Annotated in this window: 25 protein-coding genes; 13 read left to right on the forward strand and 12 right to left on the reverse strand. The window is 35.6% G+C overall.

The features are described from left to right. Nucleotides 1-33: 33 nt before the first annotated feature. The 4 genes from tig to NAT51_RS04775 form a co-directional block, all read right to left on the reverse strand. The gene (gene tig / locus NAT51_RS04760) at nucleotides 34-1,359 is read right to left on the reverse strand and encodes a trigger factor (RefSeq protein WP_250595868.1); all 1,326 of its coding nucleotides are present in this window, start codon (nucleotides 1,357-1,359) and stop codon (nucleotides 34-36) included. A gap of 183 nt (nucleotides 1,360-1,542) precedes the next feature. Continuing rightward, entirely contained in the window at nucleotides 1,543-1,884 is a 342-nt protein-coding gene (locus NAT51_RS04765; RefSeq protein WP_250595870.1) for a phage holin family protein, read from the reverse strand. Between the two features lie 18 nt (nucleotides 1,885-1,902). Beyond that, nucleotides 1,903-2,667 carry an alpha/beta fold hydrolase gene (locus NAT51_RS04770; RefSeq protein WP_250596240.1) on the reverse strand — a complete coding sequence of 255 codons (765 nt, stop codon included), beginning with the start codon at nucleotides 2,665-2,667 and terminating at the stop codon, nucleotides 1,903-1,905. A gap of 4 nt (nucleotides 2,668-2,671) precedes the next feature. Next, entirely contained in the window at nucleotides 2,672-3,397 is a 726-nt protein-coding gene (locus tag NAT51_RS04775; RefSeq protein ID WP_250595871.1) for a pyridoxine 5'-phosphate synthase, read from the reverse strand. Nucleotides 3,398-3,494: 97 nt separating this feature from the next. Here NAT51_RS04775 and NAT51_RS04780 point away from each other — a divergent pair, with 97 nt between their 5' ends. From NAT51_RS04780 to murI, 8 genes are all read left to right on the forward strand, one after another. Continuing rightward, nucleotides 3,495-4,154: a CBS domain-containing protein gene (locus NAT51_RS04780; RefSeq protein WP_250595873.1), complete on the forward strand. Its 660-nt coding sequence runs from the start codon at nucleotides 3,495-3,497 to the stop codon at nucleotides 4,152-4,154. 3 nt (nucleotides 4,155-4,157) lie between these two features. Then, nucleotides 4,158-5,042 carry an NAD kinase gene (locus tag NAT51_RS04785; protein WP_250595875.1) on the forward strand — a complete coding sequence of 295 codons (885 nt, stop codon included), beginning with the start codon at nucleotides 4,158-4,160 and terminating at the stop codon, nucleotides 5,040-5,042. A gap of 129 nt (nucleotides 5,043-5,171) precedes the next feature. Continuing rightward, on the forward strand, nucleotides 5,172-5,855 hold the full coding sequence (gene porG / locus NAT51_RS04790) for a type IX secretion system protein PorG (protein ID WP_250595877.1): 684 nt from the start codon (nucleotides 5,172-5,174) through the stop codon (nucleotides 5,853-5,855). A 2-nt stretch (nucleotides 5,856-5,857) separates the two neighbouring features. Continuing rightward, on the forward strand, nucleotides 5,858-6,598 hold the full coding sequence (locus NAT51_RS04795) for an isoprenyl transferase (protein WP_250595879.1): 741 nt from the start codon (nucleotides 5,858-5,860) through the stop codon (nucleotides 6,596-6,598). Continuing rightward, on the forward strand, nucleotides 6,531-9,272 hold the full coding sequence (gene bamA, locus NAT51_RS04800) for an outer membrane protein assembly factor BamA (protein WP_250595881.1): 2,742 nt from the start codon (nucleotides 6,531-6,533) through the stop codon (nucleotides 9,270-9,272). Before NAT51_RS04795 ends, bamA begins: the two co-directional genes overlap by 68 nt. Nucleotides 9,273-9,312: 40 nt before the next feature. Then, nucleotides 9,313-10,344: an OmpH family outer membrane protein gene (locus NAT51_RS04805; protein ID WP_250595883.1), complete on the forward strand. Its 1,032-nt coding sequence runs from the start codon at nucleotides 9,313-9,315 to the stop codon at nucleotides 10,342-10,344. Between the two features lie 30 nt (nucleotides 10,345-10,374). Beyond that, entirely contained in the window at nucleotides 10,375-10,872 is a 498-nt protein-coding gene (locus tag NAT51_RS04810) for an OmpH family outer membrane protein (RefSeq protein ID WP_250596242.1), read from the forward strand. Nucleotides 10,873-10,936: 64 nt separating this feature from the next. Then, nucleotides 10,937-11,716 carry a glutamate racemase gene (murI, locus tag NAT51_RS04815; RefSeq protein ID WP_250595885.1) on the forward strand — a complete coding sequence of 260 codons (780 nt, stop codon included), beginning with the start codon at nucleotides 10,937-10,939 and terminating at the stop codon, nucleotides 11,714-11,716. Here the strand turns inward: murI and NAT51_RS04820 are convergent, their stop codons facing one another. Continuing rightward, on the reverse strand, nucleotides 11,717-12,226 hold the full coding sequence (locus NAT51_RS04820; RefSeq protein WP_250596244.1) for a gamma carbonic anhydrase family protein: 510 nt from the start codon (nucleotides 12,224-12,226) through the stop codon (nucleotides 11,717-11,719). A 41-nt stretch (nucleotides 12,227-12,267) separates the two neighbouring features. Continuing rightward, on the reverse strand, nucleotides 12,268-13,263 hold the full coding sequence (locus NAT51_RS04825; RefSeq protein WP_250595887.1) for a PorP/SprF family type IX secretion system membrane protein: 996 nt from the start codon (nucleotides 13,261-13,263) through the stop codon (nucleotides 12,268-12,270). A gap of 208 nt (nucleotides 13,264-13,471) precedes the next feature. Here NAT51_RS04825 and NAT51_RS04830 point away from each other — a divergent pair, with 208 nt between their 5' ends. The 4 genes from NAT51_RS04830 (at nucleotide 13,472) to NAT51_RS04845 (ending at nucleotide 15,965) form a co-directional block, all read left to right on the forward strand. Further along, nucleotides 13,472-14,368 carry a NifU family protein gene (locus NAT51_RS04830; protein WP_250595889.1) on the forward strand — a complete coding sequence of 299 codons (897 nt, stop codon included), beginning with the start codon at nucleotides 13,472-13,474 and terminating at the stop codon, nucleotides 14,366-14,368. 62 nt (nucleotides 14,369-14,430) lie between these two features. Continuing rightward, complete coding sequence (locus NAT51_RS04835; RefSeq protein ID WP_250595891.1) at nucleotides 14,431-14,631, forward strand: dodecin family protein; 201 nt, start codon at nucleotides 14,431-14,433, stop codon at nucleotides 14,629-14,631. A 111-nt stretch (nucleotides 14,632-14,742) separates the two neighbouring features. Beyond that, nucleotides 14,743-15,129 (forward strand): YtxH domain-containing protein, encoded by a 387-nt coding sequence (locus tag NAT51_RS04840; protein ID WP_250595893.1) that lies wholly within the window; start codon nucleotides 14,743-14,745, stop codon nucleotides 15,127-15,129. Nucleotides 15,130-15,194: 65 nt separating this feature from the next. Then, entirely contained in the window at nucleotides 15,195-15,965 is a 771-nt protein-coding gene (locus tag NAT51_RS04845) for a mechanosensitive ion channel family protein (RefSeq protein WP_250595895.1), read from the forward strand. On the opposite strand, the gene tsaB is transcribed toward NAT51_RS04845, so the two are convergent. The 3 genes from tsaB to NAT51_RS04860 all read right to left on the reverse strand — a co-directional run bounded on the left by tsaB (nucleotide 15,949) and on the right by NAT51_RS04860 (nucleotide 19,398). After that, a complete protein-coding gene (gene tsaB, locus NAT51_RS04850; RefSeq protein WP_250595897.1) occupies nucleotides 15,949-16,608 on the reverse strand; it encodes a tRNA (adenosine(37)-N6)-threonylcarbamoyltransferase complex dimerization subunit type 1 TsaB in 660 nt (219 codons plus the stop codon). The two genes, NAT51_RS04845 and tsaB, sit on opposite strands and share 17 nt — an antisense overlap. Nucleotides 16,609-16,700: 92 nt before the next feature. Further along, a complete protein-coding gene (locus NAT51_RS04855) occupies nucleotides 16,701-18,044 on the reverse strand; it encodes an efflux RND transporter periplasmic adaptor subunit (RefSeq protein WP_250595904.1) in 1,344 nt (447 codons plus the stop codon). A gap of 1 nt (nucleotide 18,045) precedes the next feature. Next, on the reverse strand, nucleotides 18,046-19,398 hold the full coding sequence (locus NAT51_RS04860; protein ID WP_250595906.1) for a TolC family protein: 1,353 nt from the start codon (nucleotides 19,396-19,398) through the stop codon (nucleotides 18,046-18,048). 135 nt (nucleotides 19,399-19,533) lie between these two features. Between NAT51_RS04860 and NAT51_RS04865 the strand changes: the two genes are divergently transcribed. Next, on the forward strand, nucleotides 19,534-20,928 hold the full coding sequence (locus tag NAT51_RS04865) for a DUF4403 family protein (protein ID WP_250595908.1): 1,395 nt from the start codon (nucleotides 19,534-19,536) through the stop codon (nucleotides 20,926-20,928). On the opposite strand, the gene NAT51_RS04870 is transcribed toward NAT51_RS04865, so the two are convergent. The 3 genes from NAT51_RS04870 to NAT51_RS04880 are packed head-to-tail and all read right to left on the reverse strand — an operon-like array spanning nucleotide 20,929 to nucleotide 22,368. Then, a complete protein-coding gene (locus NAT51_RS04870) occupies nucleotides 20,929-21,156 on the reverse strand; it encodes a hypothetical protein (RefSeq protein WP_250595910.1) in 228 nt (75 codons plus the stop codon). It abuts the gene before it with no gap. Beyond that, the gene (locus tag NAT51_RS04875) at nucleotides 21,146-21,685 is read right to left on the reverse strand and encodes a DUF420 domain-containing protein (RefSeq protein WP_250595912.1); all 540 of its coding nucleotides are present in this window, start codon (nucleotides 21,683-21,685) and stop codon (nucleotides 21,146-21,148) included. Before NAT51_RS04875 ends, NAT51_RS04870 begins: the two co-directional genes overlap by 11 nt. Continuing rightward, entirely contained in the window at nucleotides 21,685-22,368 is a 684-nt protein-coding gene (locus NAT51_RS04880; RefSeq protein ID WP_250595914.1) for an SCO family protein, read from the reverse strand. Before NAT51_RS04880 ends, NAT51_RS04875 begins: the two co-directional genes overlap by 1 nt. Nucleotides 22,369-22,370 lie beyond the last annotated feature (2 nt).

Here is a 22,370-nt window from a genome sequence, read left to right on the forward strand (position 1 = left end):
ATCTGACGCTCAAATATAATGATTTTTTGAAGATTATTCTCCGTACATCTCTTTTACAAACTGCTCGTAAGAAACTTCTTTTGTCTTAGCATTAATTTTTTCTTTGAACAAGTTCAGCATTTTCTCGCTCATTACTTGCTCAGACAAACGGCGGACTTCGTCTTGGTTTGATAAAACGCGGGCAACGATTCCGTTTACATCTTCATCAGTTGGATTCATTTGACCAAATTGGGCCATTTGCTTTTTGATGATATCACCGGCATATGCTTTTAATTCATCAAAATTGATTTGCAAGTTGTTCTCAGTAATGATTTTACCTTCGATCAACTGGTAACGTAATCCATTCTCAGATTTTGCGTACTCTTCTTCAGCCTGCTCAGCAGAAAGCGGGTTTTCACCTGCTACCTGAATCCATTTTTTAAGGAAAGTAGCCGGTAATTCAACTTTATGGCTTTCCAATAGGAAAGCAGAAGCATCGTTATAGAATTTCTGATCAGCTTGTTGTGCAAACTGTTTTTCAGCATCTTCCTTGATTTTTGCTTTCACTTCTTCTACTGAAGAAACGTTTCCAGCACCGAATAATTTATCGAATAACTCTTGGTTTAATTCAGCCGGCTCACTAGTTGTAACTTCTTCGATTTTGAAATCCACATTGATATCCAAACCATGAACATCGTCATGTCCTACTTGTAAGTAATCCATTAATTTGTGATCATCATCAAATAATCCTTTAGTTGAAACCGTCACAACATCACCTGCTTTTTTACCGATGAATGCTTTCACAGCTGTTTTGCTTTTGAAAATATCCAAAGTGATTTGTGCAGGAGCATTGATTCCTTTTTCTTCATTGATGAAAGTTCCTCTGATATCGTCACCTTCAGCCACTTCCGTTTTAGCAATCATTTTTCCGAATTGCTTTTGGATTCTAACAACCTGCTCATCCAATAATTTATCATCAGCAACGATTTTGAAATAAGTCAAATCGTTTTTCCCGTCTAATTTAACATCAAATTGAGGCGCTAAACCTAATTCGAACTCAAATTTAAAATCATCTGCATCCCAGTTGAAATCTTCAGTAAATTTAGGTAATGGATTCCCTAAGATATCCAATTTTTCATCTACTAAGTATTTGTTTAAATTCTCCTGTAATACTTTATTAACTTCTTCAGCTAAAACTGCTTTACCGTATTGTTTTTTCACTAAAGACATTGGAACAGCTCCTTTTCTGAAGCCAGGAATGTTAGCGCTTTTACGGTAGTTTTGCAAAACTTTCTCTACATTATCAGCATAATCATTTTTTGCAACTTCAACAGTTACCACTGCGTTTAACGCATCGATATTGGTTTTTGTAATATTCATTATATACGTTTTTTACATACTAAATTTGGGTGGCAAAATTACATAATTTATACCACCCAACAAATTTTATTTAACTGAAACTCACTTTATAGATTATAATATTTAAATTACAACACCAAAGTGAGTTCTTGAAATCCTTTAAAAATTAAATTTTCAAATTGAAAAATTTTAAGCTTCTAATTACTAGTCTTTTATAAACTTGTAAAGTATCCATTGCGAAATCGACAACAATACACTAAAAAGCATAGCCGTAACAAAGCTGTTTACATCAAATCCGTCAACCAGATAATCACAAACATACACCATCACCGTATTGATTACCAAAAGGAATAATCCCAACGTAAAAAAAGTAATCGGCAGGGTAAAAAACACCAGAATAGGTTTCACGAAGGTATTTAACAACCCCAAAACCACAGCCACAATTAAGGCAGTAGCAATTCCGTCCACTTGCACTCCTGGCTTAAGGAAATAAGACAATAACAACACTATGATTGTCGAAATCAATAATTTTTTCAATAAGTTCATTTTAAATTTTATTTTGGGTTAGTTTTTCAAAAAATATACCGTTTTTTTAAAAAAATCTTTTGGATTTTCGGCATGTAGCCAATGTCCGGCATTTGCAACTGTCTCAATTTCCGCATTTGGGAAATGATGGTAAATCGTTTCAAAATCGGAATCCAAAATATAATCCGATTTATCGCCCCGCAAAAATAAAGTTTTTTTATCAAAATGATTTTCAAAAGGCAACGCATCACCAATCACTGATGTATTTTCAGTAAACACTTTCAGGTTGAAACGAAAACCCAATTGCCCTGGCTCTACCCAATACAGGTTTTTCAACAGAAATTGACGAGTCCCAAAATCATGGATATACCCCGATACAATTTCTTCAGCTTCTGAACGCGAAGGTTTTTTTGAAAAATCAACCGCATTTAACGAAGCAAGAATTGTTTGATGGTGAGGCGCATAATATTTCGGACCGATATCAGCCACAACTAATTTATCAACTAATTCCGGATGATTAGCAGCCAGCAACATTGACACCTTACCTCCCATCGAATGACCGATCACATCAATATTTTTCAATTGGTAAAATTGACAATATTCCACAACATCCTGAACCATATAATCATAACCCCATTCTTCCGAATGAAAACTTTTTCCGTGATTTCTTAAATCCAAGGCATGCACCTGAAATCCTTGCTCAACATACTGCATTGAGAGTGTTTTCCAATTATCTGACATTCCAAGAAAACCATGAATAATCAACAACGGCTTCCCTTGACCTTCTATTTTAGAATGCAACAACATCTTATTTTAATTTTTGCAGATACATATTCACAACATTCTCCAGCCCTAAATACAATGATTCAGAAATTAAAGCATGCCCAATCGACACCTCCAGTAATCCCGGAATGTTTTGATTGAAAAACTGAATGTTATCCAAGCTCAAATCATGTCCCGCATTGATTCCCAATTCTAACTCATTAGCTAATTCAGCAGCAGCCACATAAGGAATAATTCCGTCTTTGTTCCCTAATCCATACTGATGGGCAAAAGCCTCTGTATACAGTTCAATTCGGTCAGTTCCGGTTTCTTTCGCACCTTCAATCATATCCAAAACAGGATCCACGAATATAGAAGTCCTGATCCCATTACGCTTAAATTCGGCAATTACCTCTTTCAAATAAGCCTGGTTTTTAACCGTATCCCAACCCGCATTTGAAGTCAGCGCCCCGATAGCATCCGGAACCAGTGTAACTTGCGTAGGCTTACATTCTAATACTAAATCAATAAAATTATGCTGCGGATTGCCTTCTATATTATATTCGGTATATACAACTCCCTTCAAATCACGAGCATCCTGATAACGGATATGTCTCTCGTCAGGTCTTGGATGAATAGTAATTCCATGAGCACCAAATTCCTGAATTCTTTTTGCAGCTTCAGTTACACTTGGTGTATTACCGCCACGTGAATTTCTCAATGTGGCTATCTTATTAATATTTACACTTAATTTACAGTTGTTATGTGTCATTTTGACGTCATTTTTATATGATTGGACAAAAATACGAACTTATACAAGGTCATTCTCTTATTTTTTAATTATTTTGCAGAAGATTACCATACGTATTATGAACACACTTTCAAACTATATTAATCAAGATTTTAAACCTTTCGACATCAAGGAAAATATCGCACGGGTTCAGGATTTTTTCACAGATTTCAATTTTTCCCATTTCCCTGTAACCGAAGAAGGTGTTTTTATTGGCAACATTTCAAGTGAAGATGCCAGTTCATTCGACTTCAGCAAAGATCTTACAGATTATAAATATACATTCGAAGGCTTCTTTACCCGCAAAAATTCGGTATTACTGGATGTTTTGGATGATTTCGCAAAAAATGAAAGCAATGTGATTCCGGTATTGGATGAACACAACAACTACGTTGGCTATTACGAACTTGAAGATATTATCAAGGTATTTAATGAAACTCCTTTTTTAAGGGAAATAGGCGGAATCATTATTATAGAAAAAGGAATCAATGATTATTCTTTCAGCCAGATTGCTCAGATTATCGAAGGTAATAACGGCAAAATTTTAGGTGCTTTTATCTCCAATGCTGATGCAGAAAAAGTACAAATTACCATAAAAATAGGCGAAGGCGGGCTAAACGAAATCATTCAGACTTTCCGTCGTTATGAATATGAAATTATTTCCGAGCATCAGGAAGACGATTATTTAAGAACTTTGAAAGAGCGCTCCGATTATTTAGACCGCTACCTTAACACATAACCAATGAAAGTCGCAATTTACGGCCAGTTTTATCAAAACGCCACTTCGCCTATCATTGAGCGGTTATTGGCATTTTTGGAAACCAATAAAGTTCAGTTTGTTTTTGAAGAAAAATTTCTGGAAATACTTACAGAAAACAAAGCCATAACCAAAAGCTACCCAATATTCATATCTTATAAAGAACTGGACAAAAGTTTTGACATGTTAATCAGTGTGGGAGGCGACGGAACATTTCTGAGAGCCGCTACATTAGTCAGAAATTCAGGAATACCCATATTAGGCATAAATGCCGGGCGTTTAGGTTTTCTGGCAACCGTACAACAAGAAAATCTGGAGCGTTTTTTACAATTGGTACTGGATAAAAAATATACAATTTCGAAGCGCACACTTTTAAGTCTGCAATGCAATCCTAAGGCAGAAAACATTACCGATTTAAATTTCGCCATGAACGAAGTAACTGTCAGCCGTAAAGACACCACTTCGATGATTACCATTGAAACCTATTTAAACGGAGAATACCTCACCTCTTATTGGGCCGATGGATTAATTATTTCCACACCAACAGGGTCAACCGGTTATTCCATGAGTTGCGGCGGCCCTATTTTGACACCAAATGCAAACAGCCTGGTATTAACACCCATTGCACCACACAACCTCAATGCCCGCCCGATAGTAATTCCAGACAACACCACCATCAAACTAAAAGTTACCGGACGCGAAGAAAACTATTTGATATCACTGGATTCCAGAATGGCTTCAGTCAAAAACGAATCTATTCTGACCATCAAGAAAACACCATTCAAAATCAATATGGTAGAAATCCCTGAAGAGACGTTTCTGAAAACACTCCGCAATAAATTACTCTTCGGAGAAGACAAACGCAATTAGAGTAAAGGTAAATACTACATTTCACACTTTTCCGTTTAACTTAAATAAAATTACCAACATTTCAACCAGAATGTAAGTTTTCACTTTGTTAAGTGGTCATAATTACTATATTTGCAACCTATTATAAAAATGAAGAAAGTTTATCATACCATAGTACTTTTATTGGCAATGCAATTTGCCCATGCGCAGATCCATGAATTTGGTTTATTTGCCGGCGGAAGTAATTTTATTGGCGACGTAGGAAGAACAGATTATATTCATCCTAACGAACCCGCTATCGGTATTTTATACAAGTGGAATAAGAGTCCGCGTTTTGCCTGGAGATTTTCGGCAATGCGCTCTAAAATATCAGGAAACGATTTAGATTCTGATGTGGCAGGAAGAAAAGACAGAGGCTTACAGTTTGAAAATTCAATTACTGAGCTTTCAGCAGGTTTTGAGTTCAACTTCTTTGATTTTGACCAACATCAATCCGGTTTTTTCATGACACCTTATCTATCTTCAGGTGTTAACTATTTCTTTCACGACAATTTGTATGTGGTAGGAAATCAATACGAAAATGATGATCGTTCAGGTGATTTTGCCCTTCCGATTATCGCAGGAATCAAAATGAAAATTTCACGCAATTTTATCTTAGGATTAGAAAGCGGCGCACACTATACATTTACAGATGATATTGATGGAAGTTTCCCTAAAAAAAGCAGTTTGGAAGGCTACAAATTCGGGAACGTAAATAGTAAGGATTGGTATGTATTTACAGGGTTGACACTAACGTACACGTTTGGCGAAAAACCTTGTTATTGTAGAGAATAAAAATGAGCTTATTAAACAAAATTAACACAGATAATTTACCCACTCATCTAGCCATCATAATGGATGGTAATGGCCGTTGGGCAAAACAGAAAGGAATGCTTCGTGCTTTTGGCCATGAAAACGGAACCAAAAGTGTGAGAACCACTGTTGAAGCCTGTGCCCGTTTAGGTATCAAAAATCTGACCCTATATGCTTTCTCTACCGAAAACTGGAACAGACCCAAATTAGAAGTGGAAACTTTAATGAAACTCCTCATTTCATCTTTAAAGAAGGAGTTGGCTACGCTTGAAAAAAACGACATTAAGTTAAATTCAATCGGCAATCTGGATCACCTTCCCAAAGGGGTTCAAAAAGAACTTCAGGAAGTAATCGAAAAAACCAAAAACAATACACGCATGACTTTGACACTTGCCTTGAGTTACGGCTCACGGGAAGAAATCTTAAATGCTGTTAAAAAAATATCAGATAAAGTTAAAAATAATATAATTTCAATTGATACTATTGACGAATCCATATTAAATAATCATCTTTACACGCATGATTTACCGGACGTAGATCTAGTGGTAAGAACCAGTGGTGAACACCGCATCAGTAATTTTTTACTTTGGCAGATTGCTTATGCCGAATTTTATTTTACAGATGTATTGTGGCCCGATTTTACAGAAGAACATTTATATGAGGCCATTATTAGTTATCAAAAAAGAGAACGTAGATTTGGAAAAACAAGTGAACAAATTCAATAAATCCCTAAGTATTACCAACAGCATTAAATTAGTGCTGTTCTTTTTATTAATAAGCCTTACGGCAAATTTAAGAGCTCAGGACAGACTTCCGTTTGATCAGGGAAAAGTATATATATTAAAGAAAGTTTCAGTTACCGGTAAAGTAACCTATAACGAACAGACAATTGTTACTTTTGCCGGATTGCAAAAAGGACAATCGATTACAGTTCCGGGTGAAGAAATAAGTAACTCAATCAAGAAACTCTGGAGATTGGGATTCTATGAAAACGTAAATTATTATGTTGACAAAATTGAAGGCGACAGCATCTCTTTAGAATTAAACCTAAATGAATTACCTAAACTTAAAGAGGTAAGATTTGTAGGTATCAAAAAAGGAGCAATTGACGACTTAATTAAAGACAATGCCTTAACTCCGGAAAAAATCGTCAATGAGAATTTAATTACAACGACCAAATTCTACATTGAAAACAAATACAAAAAGGAAGGATTTTACAATACTAAAGTTAATATCACTACAGTAGAAGATACTTCCGCTATTAACCATGTAAACATGATCGTAAATGTCGACAAAGGTGATCGTGTAAAAATCCGCAAAATCAATGTTAACGGTAATTCCCAAATAGCTGACGCCAAAATACGGAAAGCAATGAAGAATACGAAGCAGAAGAATCCTATACGACTTTTCAAAGCTTCAAAATTCATGCGCGACAAATACAGGGAAGACCTAGCTTCGATTGTAGAAAAATACAAAGAAAGCGGATATCGTGATGCACGTGTTGTTTCTGACTCTGTTATCTATGACAAAGAAAGAAACGAGTTAACCATCAATCTTAACCTTGAAGAAGGGAATAAATACTACTTCGGCGACATCAAATTCGTTGGAAACACCGTATACAGTGACAATGTACTGGCAAGACAATTAGGTCTTAAAAAAGGTGATGTTTACAATGGTGTATTACTCGACAAACGTATTGCTGACAAATCGAGTCCTGATAGCGATGATTTAACCAATTTATACCAAAACAACGGTTATTTATTTTCAAACATCAACCCGGTAGAGGTTAAAACAGAAAACGACACCATTGACATGGAAATCAGAATCGTTGAAGGTCCGTTAGCACACTTTAATAAAATATCGGTTGTTGGAAACGACAAAACAAACGATAAGGTAATTTACCGTGAAATCAGAACTAAACCGGGAGATATTTACAGTAAAGAACAATTAGTAAGAACCATTCGCGAAATTGGTCAGCTGGGCTTCTTCGATGCTGAAGCAATTAAACCGGATTTTGAAAATGTTGACCCGGCTGCCGGAACAGTTGACATTAAGTATAATGTTGTTGAAAAAGGAGCCAGCCAAATTGAATTACAAGGTGGTTATGGCGGAGGAGGATTCATCGGAACCCTTGGATTATCGTTCAACAATTTCTCAATTGGAAATATTTTCAAAAAGCACGCATACAAGCCATTACCTATGGGAGATGGTCAAAAACTATCATTAAGACTACAGGGAAGTACTTATTTCCAAACGTATAGCTTCTCTTTTTCTGAACCATGGTTTGGCGGAAAAAAACCAGTACAGTTCTCTGGATCGGTTTCTTACAGCAAGCAGTTTTCAAACAACTTCACAACCAATGATGTAGACCGTTCAAAAAGTTTTAACATCTTTTCGGTTTCATTAGGATTAGCAAAAAGATTAAAAGCACCGGATGATTTCTTCGTTTTATCAAACTCGCTGAGTTACCAACATTATGATCTTAAAAACTACAATGTAGGTTTGTTTACTTTTGGATACGGAACTTCAAGAAACTTATCATACACTCTTGGAATTTCAAGAAACAACAAAGGAGTTAACCCTATTTTCCCAACGTACGGATCGGAATTTACTTTTACAGCTAAATTTACCCCTCCTTACTCATTATTCAACGGTGTTGATTATGGAAATCTGAAAAACCTTGAAGAATACAAATTAAAATTTGACGGTACACAGATTACTGCTGCAAACAATGGAGTAATACCTACTATTGGCGACTATATAGCTTATAATTCAGATTTAGGAGGCTATGTCGCAGTTGATACTTATCAAGAAGCAGATGCCAATAATTCTAAAATTGACCAAAAAAGATTTAACTGGCTGGAATTTTACAAAGTTAAATTCAAGGCCGAATGGTACAACAAAGTCTATAAAAAACTAACCTTAAGATCATTGGGCGAATTTGGTTTCATGGGAGCTTACAATCAGGAAAGAGGATTAGTTCCTTTTGAAAGATTCTATTTAGGCGGAGACGGTATGGCGAATTACTCAATGGACGGTCGCGAAACAATCCAATTAAGAGGTTACCCTAACAACTCATTAACACCAACCAATTCAAAAGGAGAACAAATTGGTGCAACTGTGTACAATAAATTCTCCCTTGAATTACGTTATCCAATTACACTAAAACAAGCAGCCTCGATTTATGCCTTAACATTTGTTGAAGGTGGAGCAGCCTTCAGCAACTTTAAGGGATACAATCCGTTTGATTTAAAAAGATCTGCGGGTGTAGGTTTAAGAGTTTTCATGCCTGCTTTTGGTCTATTGGGGATAGACTTTGCACATGGATTCGATTCATTGTATCCAAACGGAGTAAGAAATGGATGGGAAACTCATTTTATCATAGGTCAGCAATTTTAGTTATATTTGATACAACAATCAACATAATAAAAAACAAACTATGAAAAAGTTATTCTTCTTAATCGTGTTTTTTTCTGCTACCGGCCTCGTTTTCGGACAAGCCAAAGCAGGTATTAAAATAGGATATATTGACATGGATTATATTTTGGAAAATGTTCCTGATTATAAAGAAGCTAAAAGTCAATTGGAACAAAAGGCCCAAAAATGGAAACAGGATATTGAAGAAAGGAAAAATAATATTCAAAAATTAAAAGAAGCCTTAAAAAACGAAAAAGCACTTTACACCAAAGAGCTTATTGAAGAAAAGGAAGAAGAAATTAAATTTCTGGAAGCTGATTTAATTGACTACCAACAAAAGAGATTCGGTCCCCGCGGTGACTTGGCCATCCAAAAAGAAACCATCATAAAGCCAGTTCAAGATCAGGTTTTTACGGCTGTTCAGGATATTGCTGAAGCGAAACAATACGACTTTATTTTTGACAAATCTTCTGATATGACCATGCTTTTTTCTGCCAAAAGGTTTGACATCAGTGATCAGGTAGTACGCGTTATTACCCGTGCTGAAAAACGTGAAGAATTGAGTAAAAAGCAACAAAAAGCATTAGAAGAAAAACAGGAGAAGCAAGATGAAATCGCAGACAATCAGGCTTTATCAGAAAGACAAAAACTTTTAGACGAGAAAAAAGCCAAAAGAGACAAAATCCTTGAGGAAAGACGTAAAACAGCCGAAGAGAAAAGAAAAACCTTCGAAGAAAACCGTAAAAAACTAATCGAAGAACGCAATAAACAAAATTCTGGCACAACAATTGATTCTACTAAACCAGCTGAAGCTAAAGAAACAAAAACCGAGGATAAGCAGACCAAAGATTTCAACAAAGCCGAAGACAAAAAAGTAGCACAGGATTCAATAAAAGCAGTTAAAGAAGCAGAACGTTTAAAAGCGATCGAAAACAATAAAAAAGCCCAGGAGCAAAAAAGAAAAGCACTGGAAGAAAAAAGAAAGAAAATCATCGAAGAGAGAGATTCGATCAGAAAAGCAAAAGAAATTGAATTAAAAAAGAAAAATAACTAAAATTAATATTACCTAATTAATACTAAAATGATGAAACAGATTAAAACTTTACTTATCGCAGCTGTAATGATGTTAGGAGCAGGTACAATGAATGCTCAAGTAAAAACAGCTCATATCGATGTTCAGGAATTATTATCCAAGATGCCTGAAATGACTTCTGCTAAAGCACAATTGGAAAAATTAAACAAAACTTTCGAAACTGAATATTCAACAATGGTAACTGAATATCAGACCAAAATGAAAAAATACGAAAGTGAAGCTGAAACAGCTACTAAAGAAATGAATGAAACACGTGCTAAAGAAATGCAGGATATGGGTCAACGCATCCAACAATACAGAGATAACGCTCAAAAACAATTACAAGATAAAGAAACTGAAATCGTAAAACCAATTATGGATAAAGCTAAAGCAGCAATCGTAAAAGTAGCTAAAGCTAAAGGATATCAGTATGTAATGGACGCTTCTGCTTTTATCGTAGCTGATGGTCCAAACTTATATGAAGATGTGAAAAAAGAATTAAAATTCTAATTTTCCAAAATATTTTTAAAAAACTGCGTTACTTATTAGCGCAGTTTTTTTTTACATTTGTTTTATGAGCAACACAAACCCTATTGGCCTATTTGATTCCGGAATTGGAGGCACCTCAATCTGGAAAGAAATCCATCAACTATTACCATACGAAAACACAATCTACCTTGCTGACAGCAAAAACGCGCCTTATGGTAAAAGAAGCAAAGAGGAGATTATTGATTTGTGCTATAAGAACGTTGATTTTTTATTAGAACAAAATTGCAAAATGATTGTAGTTGCCTGTAATACAGCAACCACTAACGCAATAAAAGAGTTAAGGGCTAAATATGACGTTCCTTTCATCGGGATTGAACCAGCAATAAAACCGGCTGCAAATCAATCCGAAACCCAGACTATTGGCATTTTAGCGACCAAAGGGACACTCAATAGTGATCTTTTCAACAAACACGTTGAAAGCTACTCAAACATAAGAGTTCTTGAGCAGGTTGGTTATGGTTTGGTTGAATTAATAGAAGGAGGTAAAATAGACACTGAAGAAATGAGAAATCTTCTTAAAATCTATTTAAGACCAATGGTTGCCGAAAACATCGACTATTTAGTATTAGGATGCAGCCACTACCCTTACCTGATACCCGAAATCAAAAAAATTATTCCTCCTCATGTAAAAATTATTGATTCGGGTGAAGCAGTTGCAAGACAAACAAAAGCAATTTTGGAAAAAAATAACCTTCTGAATAATTCAAAGAAAGTATCAGAAGGCCTATTCTATGTCAACAGTGATTCCCAAGTTTTAAAAAACATCCTGGGATTTGAAACCAATGTTTTTGAAAAGGATTTTTAATTATTTAAACCATCCTGAATACATCACATAATTATTTGAAATACGCTCAATTTCTCCGGCAAAATCACTTTGATCTATATCCTTAACTTTCTTGGCAGGAATACCGGCATAAATCGTTCCAGATTCAACAACGGTGTTTTGTGTAACCACACTTCCCGCAGCGACGATTGAATTACTTTCAATCACGCAACCATCCATAACGATAGCACCCATACCGATTAAGACATTGTCTTTTAGAGTACACCCATGTACAATTGCATTATGACCTATTGAAACATTGTTTCCGATTACCGTAGGGTGTTTTTGATAGGTACAATGGATTACAGCACCATCCTGAATGTTTACTTTATTCCCAACCTTAATATAATGAACATCTCCACGTACAACCGCATTAAACCAAACACTACATTGCTCGCCTAACGTTACATCACCAACAATGGTAGCATTTTCAGCAACATAACAATCAGCAGGTATTTGCGGGAATTTCCCATTTACTTCTTTGATAACCATATATAAAAAATAAGTCCCGATGAATCGGGACATTATAGTATTTAATTAATTGCCGGACAGTTACAGTCGTAGCGTTCTTTTTTACAACCAAAATCAAATCCTAATGTAATTTGGTGGAAGCCACCAGTTTCGAATTTGATATCACCCATAACATTCGAATAGGTATAGGCGAACATGAATTTCTTATAGTTCACACCAATAAGCGGTGTAATATATTGTAATTTTTGATCTTTCAACTCAGTACCATCAAGGTATTGTGCCCCATCAAAACTTCTTCTGTATGACAATCCACCCCAGATTTTACCAAAATCCATAGTTTTGTAAACTTTCAAGTTAGCATCAAACGATTTTTCTTTGGTTCTTTCTGTCAATTGGAAAAGAACGGATGGCTCCCAAAGTAATTTACGAGGATTACCAAACACATAACCACCGCTCAAAAGATATTTTCTCAAGTTATCTGATTCATAATCCGAATACAAATCCCTACTTCTGAACAATGCATTTTTAACAGTTGCATGAACATAAAAATCCAAATAATTATAAGAAGCTCCGAAATCAACATTGAAATAAGTTGAACGTTGAATAATACCAGCAATAATAGGATCAAAATCAGACATATCAAAACTTGACTCATCCAATTGATTTTGTACCAATCCGGCACTCAAACCAAATGATAGTTGATTCAAATCTACATTACTTCTTGAAAACATCAAATGATGTGCATAAGTAATTTTAGCTCCTTTTTGAGAATGATAACCATTTTTATCATTAAACAATATGGCACCAATTGCTGAACCCCTATCACCAATTTTACCATTAAAACTCAATGTTTGTAAGGCTGGAGCATCATCATTTCCAAACCATTGATTTCTGGCAGTCAATCTAACTTTAGAACAATTAGAAGCACCGGCCATAGATGGATGCAACAAATAATAGTTATCCGTTAAATAATCCGAATAAACAGCAATACCTTCCTGAGAGAAAGATACTTGACAAACAAATAGTAAGATAAGTAGTTTTATATTCTTTAAAATCATGGTTTTAGACTTTTACAGATTCAGGACTTAATCTGATAAAATTAATTAATACTCTAATTTTCAAAACGCTCAAAGATATAACTTTTTGTTATACAATACTTAACTTGAACATTTTTTTTAATCGTCATAAAAAAGTTAATTAATCCATAAAATACATTAGTACTAAAGAAGTAAAATTATGTTTATTAACTTTGCAAAAAAATATCAGATGAGACTTATCACTATAAAAGAAACCACTAACCCGAGCATATTAAAATTTGAGTTTTCATACTTCATCTGCCCGAATCAGAGTTTCGAATTCAAAAACATTGACGAATGCGCTGATTCGCCATTAGCCCAGCAATTATTTTACCTACCTTTTGTCAAAACAGTTTATATATCTGGCAACTTTATTGCAATTGAAAAATTCAGTATCGTAGAATGGGATGATGTAAAACACGAAGTTGCAGACCAATTGGAAAATTATGTAAATGCCGGCGGTGAAGTAGTTAAAACAAAAGAAGCCACTAAAAAAGTAGCGGTTACAGTTTATGCAGAAAGCACTCCGAATCCTTCGGTTATGAAATTCGTTGCAAGCCGTATTTTGTCAAAATCAATTGTAGAATGTAAAAACATTGACGAAACTGACTCTTCACCACTTGCAAAGGAATTATTTAAATTCCCCTATGTAAAAGAAGTCTTCATTGACGAAAATTATGTTTCAGTAACAAAATATGCTGTTAGTGAATGGCAAGAAGTAACTAATGAAATAAGAACTTTCATCCGTGAGTTTATTGAAAACGGAAATATTGCCGTAGATGAAACCAAAATAGTTTCTTCAGAGAAGCAGGAGAAACAACAAATCAAAAATTTCGATAATCTTGATGTTACATCCCAGAAGATCATCAACATTATTGAAGAGTATATCAAACCAGCAGTTGCTGCAGACGGAGGAAACATCCTGTTTGATTCTTTCTCGGAAACAGACAAAAAAGTGAAAGTAATTTTGCAAGGAGCCTGCAGCGGATGTCCTTCGTCAACTTTTACATTAAAAAACGGTATTGAAAACATGTTAAAGGAAATGCTTCACGATCAAGAGATTAAAGTTGAAGCGTTAAACGGATAGATTTGCTTTTGCTCATTTAAATGATTAACTTTAATAGTCAATAATCATTTAAACTAAAAGCTATGTCAGTATTAAAAGTAATCGAAGTCTTGTCGAATTCGAGCATCAGTTGGGAAGATGCCACTGCAAAAGCAGTTGAAAAAGCATCAAAATCGGTAAAACACATACGTTCTGCCTATGTACAGGAACAAAGTGCAGCCGTAATAGACGGAAAAGTAACCGAATACCGTGTAAACGTCAAACTAACGTTCGAAATCGAATAATGACCGACACCGATAAAGAAACAAAGCGCTTCATATTTTGGGGCGCTTTTCATTTCAATCGGGAAAAAAATCGTAATATTACACTTATTAATAATCAAAAAATTATAAAAAATGGGAATTGGAAGTTTTTTTAAGAATTTATTTGGTTCTAAAGCTAAAGTAGAAGAAGTCACCAACAAAGTAGAAGAGTTTGCTGATGATGCTATTGCAAAAGCTAAAGAAAGTGCTGCACCACTTATTGACAAAGTTGAAGAATTTGCTGAACAAGCTGGGGAAAAAGTAAAAGAATTCATCCCTCAGGCTGCAGAATCTATTGATAATTTGGTTGAAACAGTAAAAGAAAAGGCTGAAATTGCTATCGACAAGGTAGAGGAATTAGCCCATGGCGCTGTTGATACCGCGAAAGAAAAAGCAGAAGACGCTGTTGTCCCAACCGAAGAAGCAACTCAACAATCAACTGAAGAATCAACAGAACAAGCCAACGAAGAAACGAAGTAACAAAAAATTGAAATACAAAAAAGAGGTTGGATATTCTGACCTCTTTTTCTTTTAATACCTACACAATGAATTTTTATTTAGAAGCATTTAAAAAATTACTATTTGACATTTCACCAAAAATTATCACGGCATTAATCATCCTTTTTGTCGGTCTTTGGGTTACAAGCATTATTACCAGAGCGTTCAAAAAAATCATGCTTAGCCGTAAAATTGAATTAACCTTAACCAATTTCCTTGGCAATCTTGTTTTTTGGAGTTTACGTGTGATTGTTTTCATAGCTGTAGTATCTAAGCTAGGCGTAGAAACATCTTCATTTGTAGCTATACTGGGGGCGGCCGGTTTAGCAATTGGTCTTTCATTACAAGGATCTTTGTCAAATTTCGCCGGCGGGATACTTATTATTTTATTCAAACCTTTCAAATTAGGTGACAAAATCGAAGTACAGGGAGAAACCGGTAAAGTTGAGGAAATTCAGATTTTCTCCACAAAGATAACCACAGGGAATAACCAGACTGTCTATATCCCAAACGGATTACTTTCAAATGGTAAAATCAAAAATTTTTCACAGTTACCCACACAACGCACCGATTTTGAAATCATTTCAAATCACAGCTCAGATGTTACAGAGTTGAAAAACAATTTACTGGCAATAGTTCAGAATCAACCATTGGTTATGAAAGACCCTAAACCAGAAATTTACATTTCACACTTTACAGATAATTCAGTGAATTTTATGGTAAAAATATGGACCGAAAACGCCCATGCAACTGAAGCAAAATCAGATATACTGGAAAAATCGAGAAAATACGTAACACTCGTTACTTCACAATCATAAAATCTTTGAGGTAAAAAGGCTCAAAATAGGCAACATCCACAGTGTCGCTTTTTTTATACTTACTATAAGCAATTGAGCTCATTTCTTTAGCAGAAGGATAAATATAATCGGTATGGAAAACAAATTTGCGATCCGTCAATACTGTCTGACATTTAGAAGCGCCATCCCCCAGCAAGTGGACTTCATCAGAAACATCCTGATAAGTCGTTTCATCAATAATTTCAGATTCAACCGCTCTGATTTTAGAATAATTGACATCAAAAAAAGCTGTATAACACTCCATACGTCTGGCATCGATCATTGGAACAATAATACCGCTTTCAACTTTTAACTGTCGGGCAAGTGTTTCCAAAGTATCAATTGCAATCAAGGGAATGTTTAAAGAATAACACAATCCTTTGGCAGCAGAAACCCCAATACGTAATCCAGTATAAGAACCGGGCCCCTGACTAACCGCTATTGCTTTTAAATCCGAAAATAAAATGTCTGCCTCCTGTAGAATTTCTTCAATAAAAACGTGGAGTTTCTCAGCATGTGAATATCCGTTTTCTGCAATTTCCTTACATAAAACCGTTTGACCGTCAAGCGATAATCCAACCGAACAATTTTTAGTTGCCGTTTCTATTGATAAGATATAATCCATTTCCTTTTATTAGAGGCACAAAGATAATTAAAAAAGGAAAAGCCCGGACTATTAATAAGTCCGAGCTTTTCCAAGAATTAATCAATTAAATCTTAACTATCTTTTTTAGCTTTCTTACGTTCTGCTTCAAGTTCTGCTTTTGTCTTTACAATGACTTTATCGCCAGGATTCAAGTCTTTTGACACAACCGTATAAGGCCCTGTCACTATGGTCTCCCCTTTCTTCAACCCTGAAATAATTTCAATGTATGTATCGTCCTGAATACCCGTTTGAACAATACGCAGTTTAACTTTATCACCTGATTTTACAAAAACACATTCGTGGCGTTTTTCATTTTTAGGCTTAACATCTTCCACTAGCTCACCGCTCTCAGTTTCATCATCATTTGATTCATCCAAATAAGCTTTACGACTGGCTGTCGTATCAGTACGCATCACCACTGAACTGATAGGAACCGCAATCACATCAGCTTTAGTTGTCGTAATAATATCAACAGTTGCCGTCATACCCGGACGGAAAGGAGAATAATTTGACGGCTTACCCTGCAACAAATCTGCATAAGATTCCTTAAGGATACGGATTTTTACTTTAAAATTTGTCACCTGATCAGCAGATAAAGCTGTGCTTGCCGAATTTGAAATACTGGTCACAACACCTTTGAATTCTTTCTTTAAATAAGCATCTACTTCAACTTTAGCCTCATCACCAATTTCAACTTTTACAATATCATTTTCGTTTACATCAACTTCAACTTCCATATTGTTTAAGTTGGCAACACGCATCATTTCGGTACCTGTCATTTGTTGTGTTCCCAAAACTCTTTCACCCAGTTCAACATCCAATCTGGAAATTGTACCGTCGACCGGTGCATAAATTGATGTTTTCCCTAAGTTTTCTTTTGACTCATTTACTGTCGCCGAAGCACTCTGTACATTATAATATGCCGCCTCTTTAGCTGCCTGCGCACCTTCATAAGCTGCAACAGCCTTCTCCCACTCTGAGCGCGATACAATTCCTTTTTCGAACAACTTTTTATTACGCTCGTAACTCGCTTTAGCTTCTTTGAATTGCGCATCAGCCTGACTTAATCCTGCTTTTGTATTAGAAAGCCCAGATACGGAACGATTTAATCCAGACACATACAATTCCGGATTAACGCGAACCAACAAGTCTCCTTTTTTCACAATTTGCCCTTCTTTTACGGGCAAAGCAATAATTTCACCTGACACTTCAGAAGAAATCTTCACCTCTATCTCAGGTTGGATTTTTCCGGTAGCCGATACAGTTTCAATTACTGTACGCTGTTCCACTTTAGCGATTTCGACTTCGGTTCCTTCTTTATTCTCTCCCAAAGCACCGCTTTTCTTTAAAGTGATACCTCCGACAATAAGTAAAGCCACACCACCGAATAAAAGATATTTAGTTTTGTTAGTCATACTATTTATTTTTAATGATCGGAATTCCGAAATAGAATTCTAATATCTTAGTTCTGAAAATATAATCGTATTTTGTTCTCAGCACCTCTGATTGTGCATTCACATATAAGGTTTGTGCCTGATTGAAATCAAAAATATTCATCAATCCCACCTCATAACGCTCCTTAGCGTAATTCATTGAATTCTCACGTGCTTCCAATGTTGTCACCGCTGCTTCATAGGATTTTTGCGCCCCTTTGGTATCCGTGTAAGCCGTATAAACTGTTCTCTCCAGATCCAACTCAGACTGTTCCAATGCAATTTTAGATCGTTCTAAAGCAATTTTAGATCTGGAAACATTGTTACGTGTTGAGAACCCATTTAAAATAGGAATACTCAATTGCAGAGCAACTGTTTGTCCTTTGTTGTCTCCAACCTGATTTGAAAAAGAAGGAATCAAATTTGAATCAATGAGTGTATTTCTATGCAAAACACTGGTCCCAATACTATACGAACCTGTCAAAGTGGGTTGATATGACCCTTTTGCAATTTGAATATCTTTTTCAGCAATCTTCAGGTTTGTTTCGGCCAATTTCAATTCAGTTCTGGTTTCCTTAGCTTTACTGAATATTGCTTTCGGATCTTCTAACAACACTTTACTCAAGGCAGCTTCAACATTTTCTTCCACTACATCAAAATCCTGAAAATTCTCTAACTGAAGTAATTGAGCCAAACTCAATTTAGAAATCAACAAAGCGTTTTCAGCCGCTATCAACCGTTGGTTATCTGTTGCAACAGTAGCATTAACATCCATTAAATCACCTTTGGGTATAACTCCTGCATCTACTAATTCTTTAGTACGTTCCATTTGTTTGGTATCATACTGCAATTGTTGCTGTTGTACCTTCAAATTCTCTTTATTGAAAAGGATTTGCAGATATGCATTCACAACATTCAATGAAATATCTTCTTGCATTTTAGTCAACTGATATTGGGAAGCTATAATTGACATTTTAGCCTTTCTCATCTGATTCAAGTTTCGCATCCCTTTATAAATATCAACCGATGCACTTAACCCTGCAGAAGAAGATTCGGTTGTCTGGTTTGTTTTTACACCTGAAAGAGGGTCATTACTCAGACCCATATTCCATGAATGTGAAACCTGCCCGTTGATGGCCGGCAAAAAATTCCCAAATGCATCTTTCTTACCTATCTCAGAGGTTTGTTTATCCAATTCTGACTGCTTAATCGAAATATTATGCTGAATGGCGTGATTAACACATTCTTCCAATGTCCATTTTTTGGATTGTCCAAAACCGATGACCGAAGTGAATAAGAATGTTAAGGCAATTATATTCTTTGGCTTTTTTATCATTTTTTATTGAAAGTTTGATGACAACTCTTACAAATTTATCTTATAATCCATAAGACTATCACATTATCATTTTGTTACAATTTCATCCGAATATTTTTTCAAAATAATTATACATTTGCTGACCAACTCGCAATTATGAAAAGAATTTTAATCGCTATAAGCTTCATTATAATGGGATTATTTAACACAAGCTGTTCAACGACCCAAAAAATAGAACTCATGAAACCCGAACCTGATGACGCACCGCCCATCAAATATCCGGTTACTTCGTCCTATGTGAGCTTTCCGATTAACCTGACAGTTAAAGACATTGAAAAGCAAACCAACAAAGCCCTGAACGGATTGATATACAATGACACCATTCTTGATGATGACGATACCGAAGTAAAAATCTGGAAGAATGCTCCTATTTTAATTTCACAGGAAGGCGAACGCCTCAAAACCATAGTTCCCTTGAAAATTTGGGCAAAAGTCAAATACGGTACATCGGCATTAGGTCTAAATTTATACGATGTCAGGGAGTTTAATTTAAACGGAACCGTTACCTTGCTCAGTGATATCAAAATGACTAATTGGAAGGTCACTACACAAACCGAACTACAGGACATTCAATGGAATGAAAGTCCGACGGTAAGTATTGCCGGAAGAGAAATGAAAATCACCTATCTTATCAATCCCACCATCAGGATTTTCAGGTCAAAAATCGAGCGGATGATCGACGAATCGATGGGCAAAACACTCGATTTCAAATCCAATATTCTTGAGATGATGCAAAAAGTAGCCGAACCCGTCGAGATGAGTTCAACTTACCACACCTGGCTGAAAGTAACCCCTCAGGAACTTTATGCCACTGAAGCCAAACTCGAAAAGAATGCCGTAAATATGAATGTTGGACTGAAATGCCTGATGGAATCATTCATTGGCCAAAAACCCAAACCTGCCTATGACAAGAGTAAAATGACTTTGAAGCCAATTGCTAATTTACCGGACAGGGTCGTAGCCAATATTACTGCGGTTTCCACTTACCAGGAAGCATCACGCATCATGAATGAAAATTTCAAAGGAAAGGTCTTTTCTTCCGGGAAAAGGAAAATAACCGTGCAAAACGTTGAAATCTGGCACAAAAGATCTAAAATGATAATCGCCTTGGATATGACCGGAAGTATCAACGGAAGAATTTATCTTGCCGGTTTTCCACAATACAACCCAGACACCAAAGAACTGTATTTTGACGATTTGGATTACGCACTTGAAACCAAAAGCAAATTAATGAAATCGGCCAACTGGCTTTTTCAAAGTATGATTTTATTAAAACTAAAAGAAAGCTGCCGCTATTCAATTCAACCCAATTTAGAAGAAGGAAAGAAAAACATGCTGAAATATCTGAACAACTATTCTCCGATGCCCGGTGTATTTGTGAATGGCAAAATGAATGATATTGTTTTTGAAAAAGTACAACTAACCAATACTTCAATTGTTGCCTTTCTGAACATCACAGGAAGTATAAAAGTTAATATTAACGGAATGTAATCAGGCTTTTTTATTCCTGTACATTCTGTAAATCACATAACCTAAAACAGCAACAATGATGTAAGGAATCGCCATCAGATAAACAATTCCATCATTAACCGCTTCTCCCTGTCCAGTGTCACCAGAGCTTTCCAATGAAGCCCTGCACATGGCGCATTGTGCATTCGAAGCTGAAAAAATCAGGAAAACAACAATTGTAAAAACAATATTTTTAGCTTTAGTGGGCATAATATGGCGAAATCATTAAGTATACTATAACTCCTGTAACCGCAACGTACAACCAAATCGGGAAGGTAATTTTAGCTAATTTTTTGTGCTTATCAAAACGCTGAGCCAAAGCCCGTACATACGTCACCAAAACCATTGGAATAATAACAATTGACAAGGTGATATGTGTAATCAAAATAAAGAAATAAACAGCCTTTAAGATTCCTTCTCCACCATATTTTGTAGCTTCAGCAGTCATGTGATACGCAACATACATCCCAAGGAACGCTACCGACAATCCAATCGCCACCTTCATAAGTCTTTCATGCAGTTTTCTGTTCCCACCTTTGATTGCCATAACTGCCCAAACCAGCACAACAGCTGTAATTCCGTTGATAGTTGCGTAAATCGGAGGCAAAAATGATAATGGTTTCACATCAAAACCAAAATCCTTCAGCTTCACTTTAAATAAAAGCGCTACCACTAAAGGTATGGCAATTGACAATATAGTAATCCAAACGTTGTATTTTTTTTCTGTATTGTTTTCCATTATTCTGCTAATAATTTTGAAATATCTTGTTTAATTTGTTTAATTCCTTCTTCCTGTAATCCGTCATAGTATACAATAGGGTTTCCAAAATTATCCTTACGACATCGTATATTCCCTTCTTTGTCGATTAAAGCAAAAAGTCCCGAATGCTCGAATCCTCCAGCTACTTTTTTATTTTGGCCAACATACATATTGAATCCTTTTTGGGCAATTTCGTATATCTTTTTCTGGTCACCTGTCAGAAAATTCCAGTTCATTCCGACTGCACCAATATCTTCAGCATGCTTTTTTAAAGCTTCAGGCGTATCAGTTTCAGGATTAATGGTAATTGATGCTATCCCGAAATTAGCATTGGAAGCAAAACTTTCCTGAACGAACTTCATGTTCTTGTTCATAATTGGACAAATCGTAGGGCAAGTTGAAAAGAAAAATTCCAACACATACACTTTACCTTTATAAGATTCATTGGTAATTGTTTGACCTTTTTGATTGGTCAAACTGAATTGCGGAGCTTTCCCTATTGTATGTAAATCACTTTTAACCGAACCGTCAGCTTCGATCCTATTCAAACGATCACCTTTTACTACATCATTATTTTTGATTCTGGATACAATTTTCGGAATGAAAATGATTCCGAAAACCAAAATCACCAATGACAATCCTATGTATGATTTATTTTTCATGT

This window comes from Flavobacterium amniphilum (genome assembly GCF_023634845.1).
Classification (GTDB): Bacteria; Bacteroidota; Bacteroidia; order Flavobacteriales; family Flavobacteriaceae; genus Flavobacterium; species Flavobacterium amniphilum.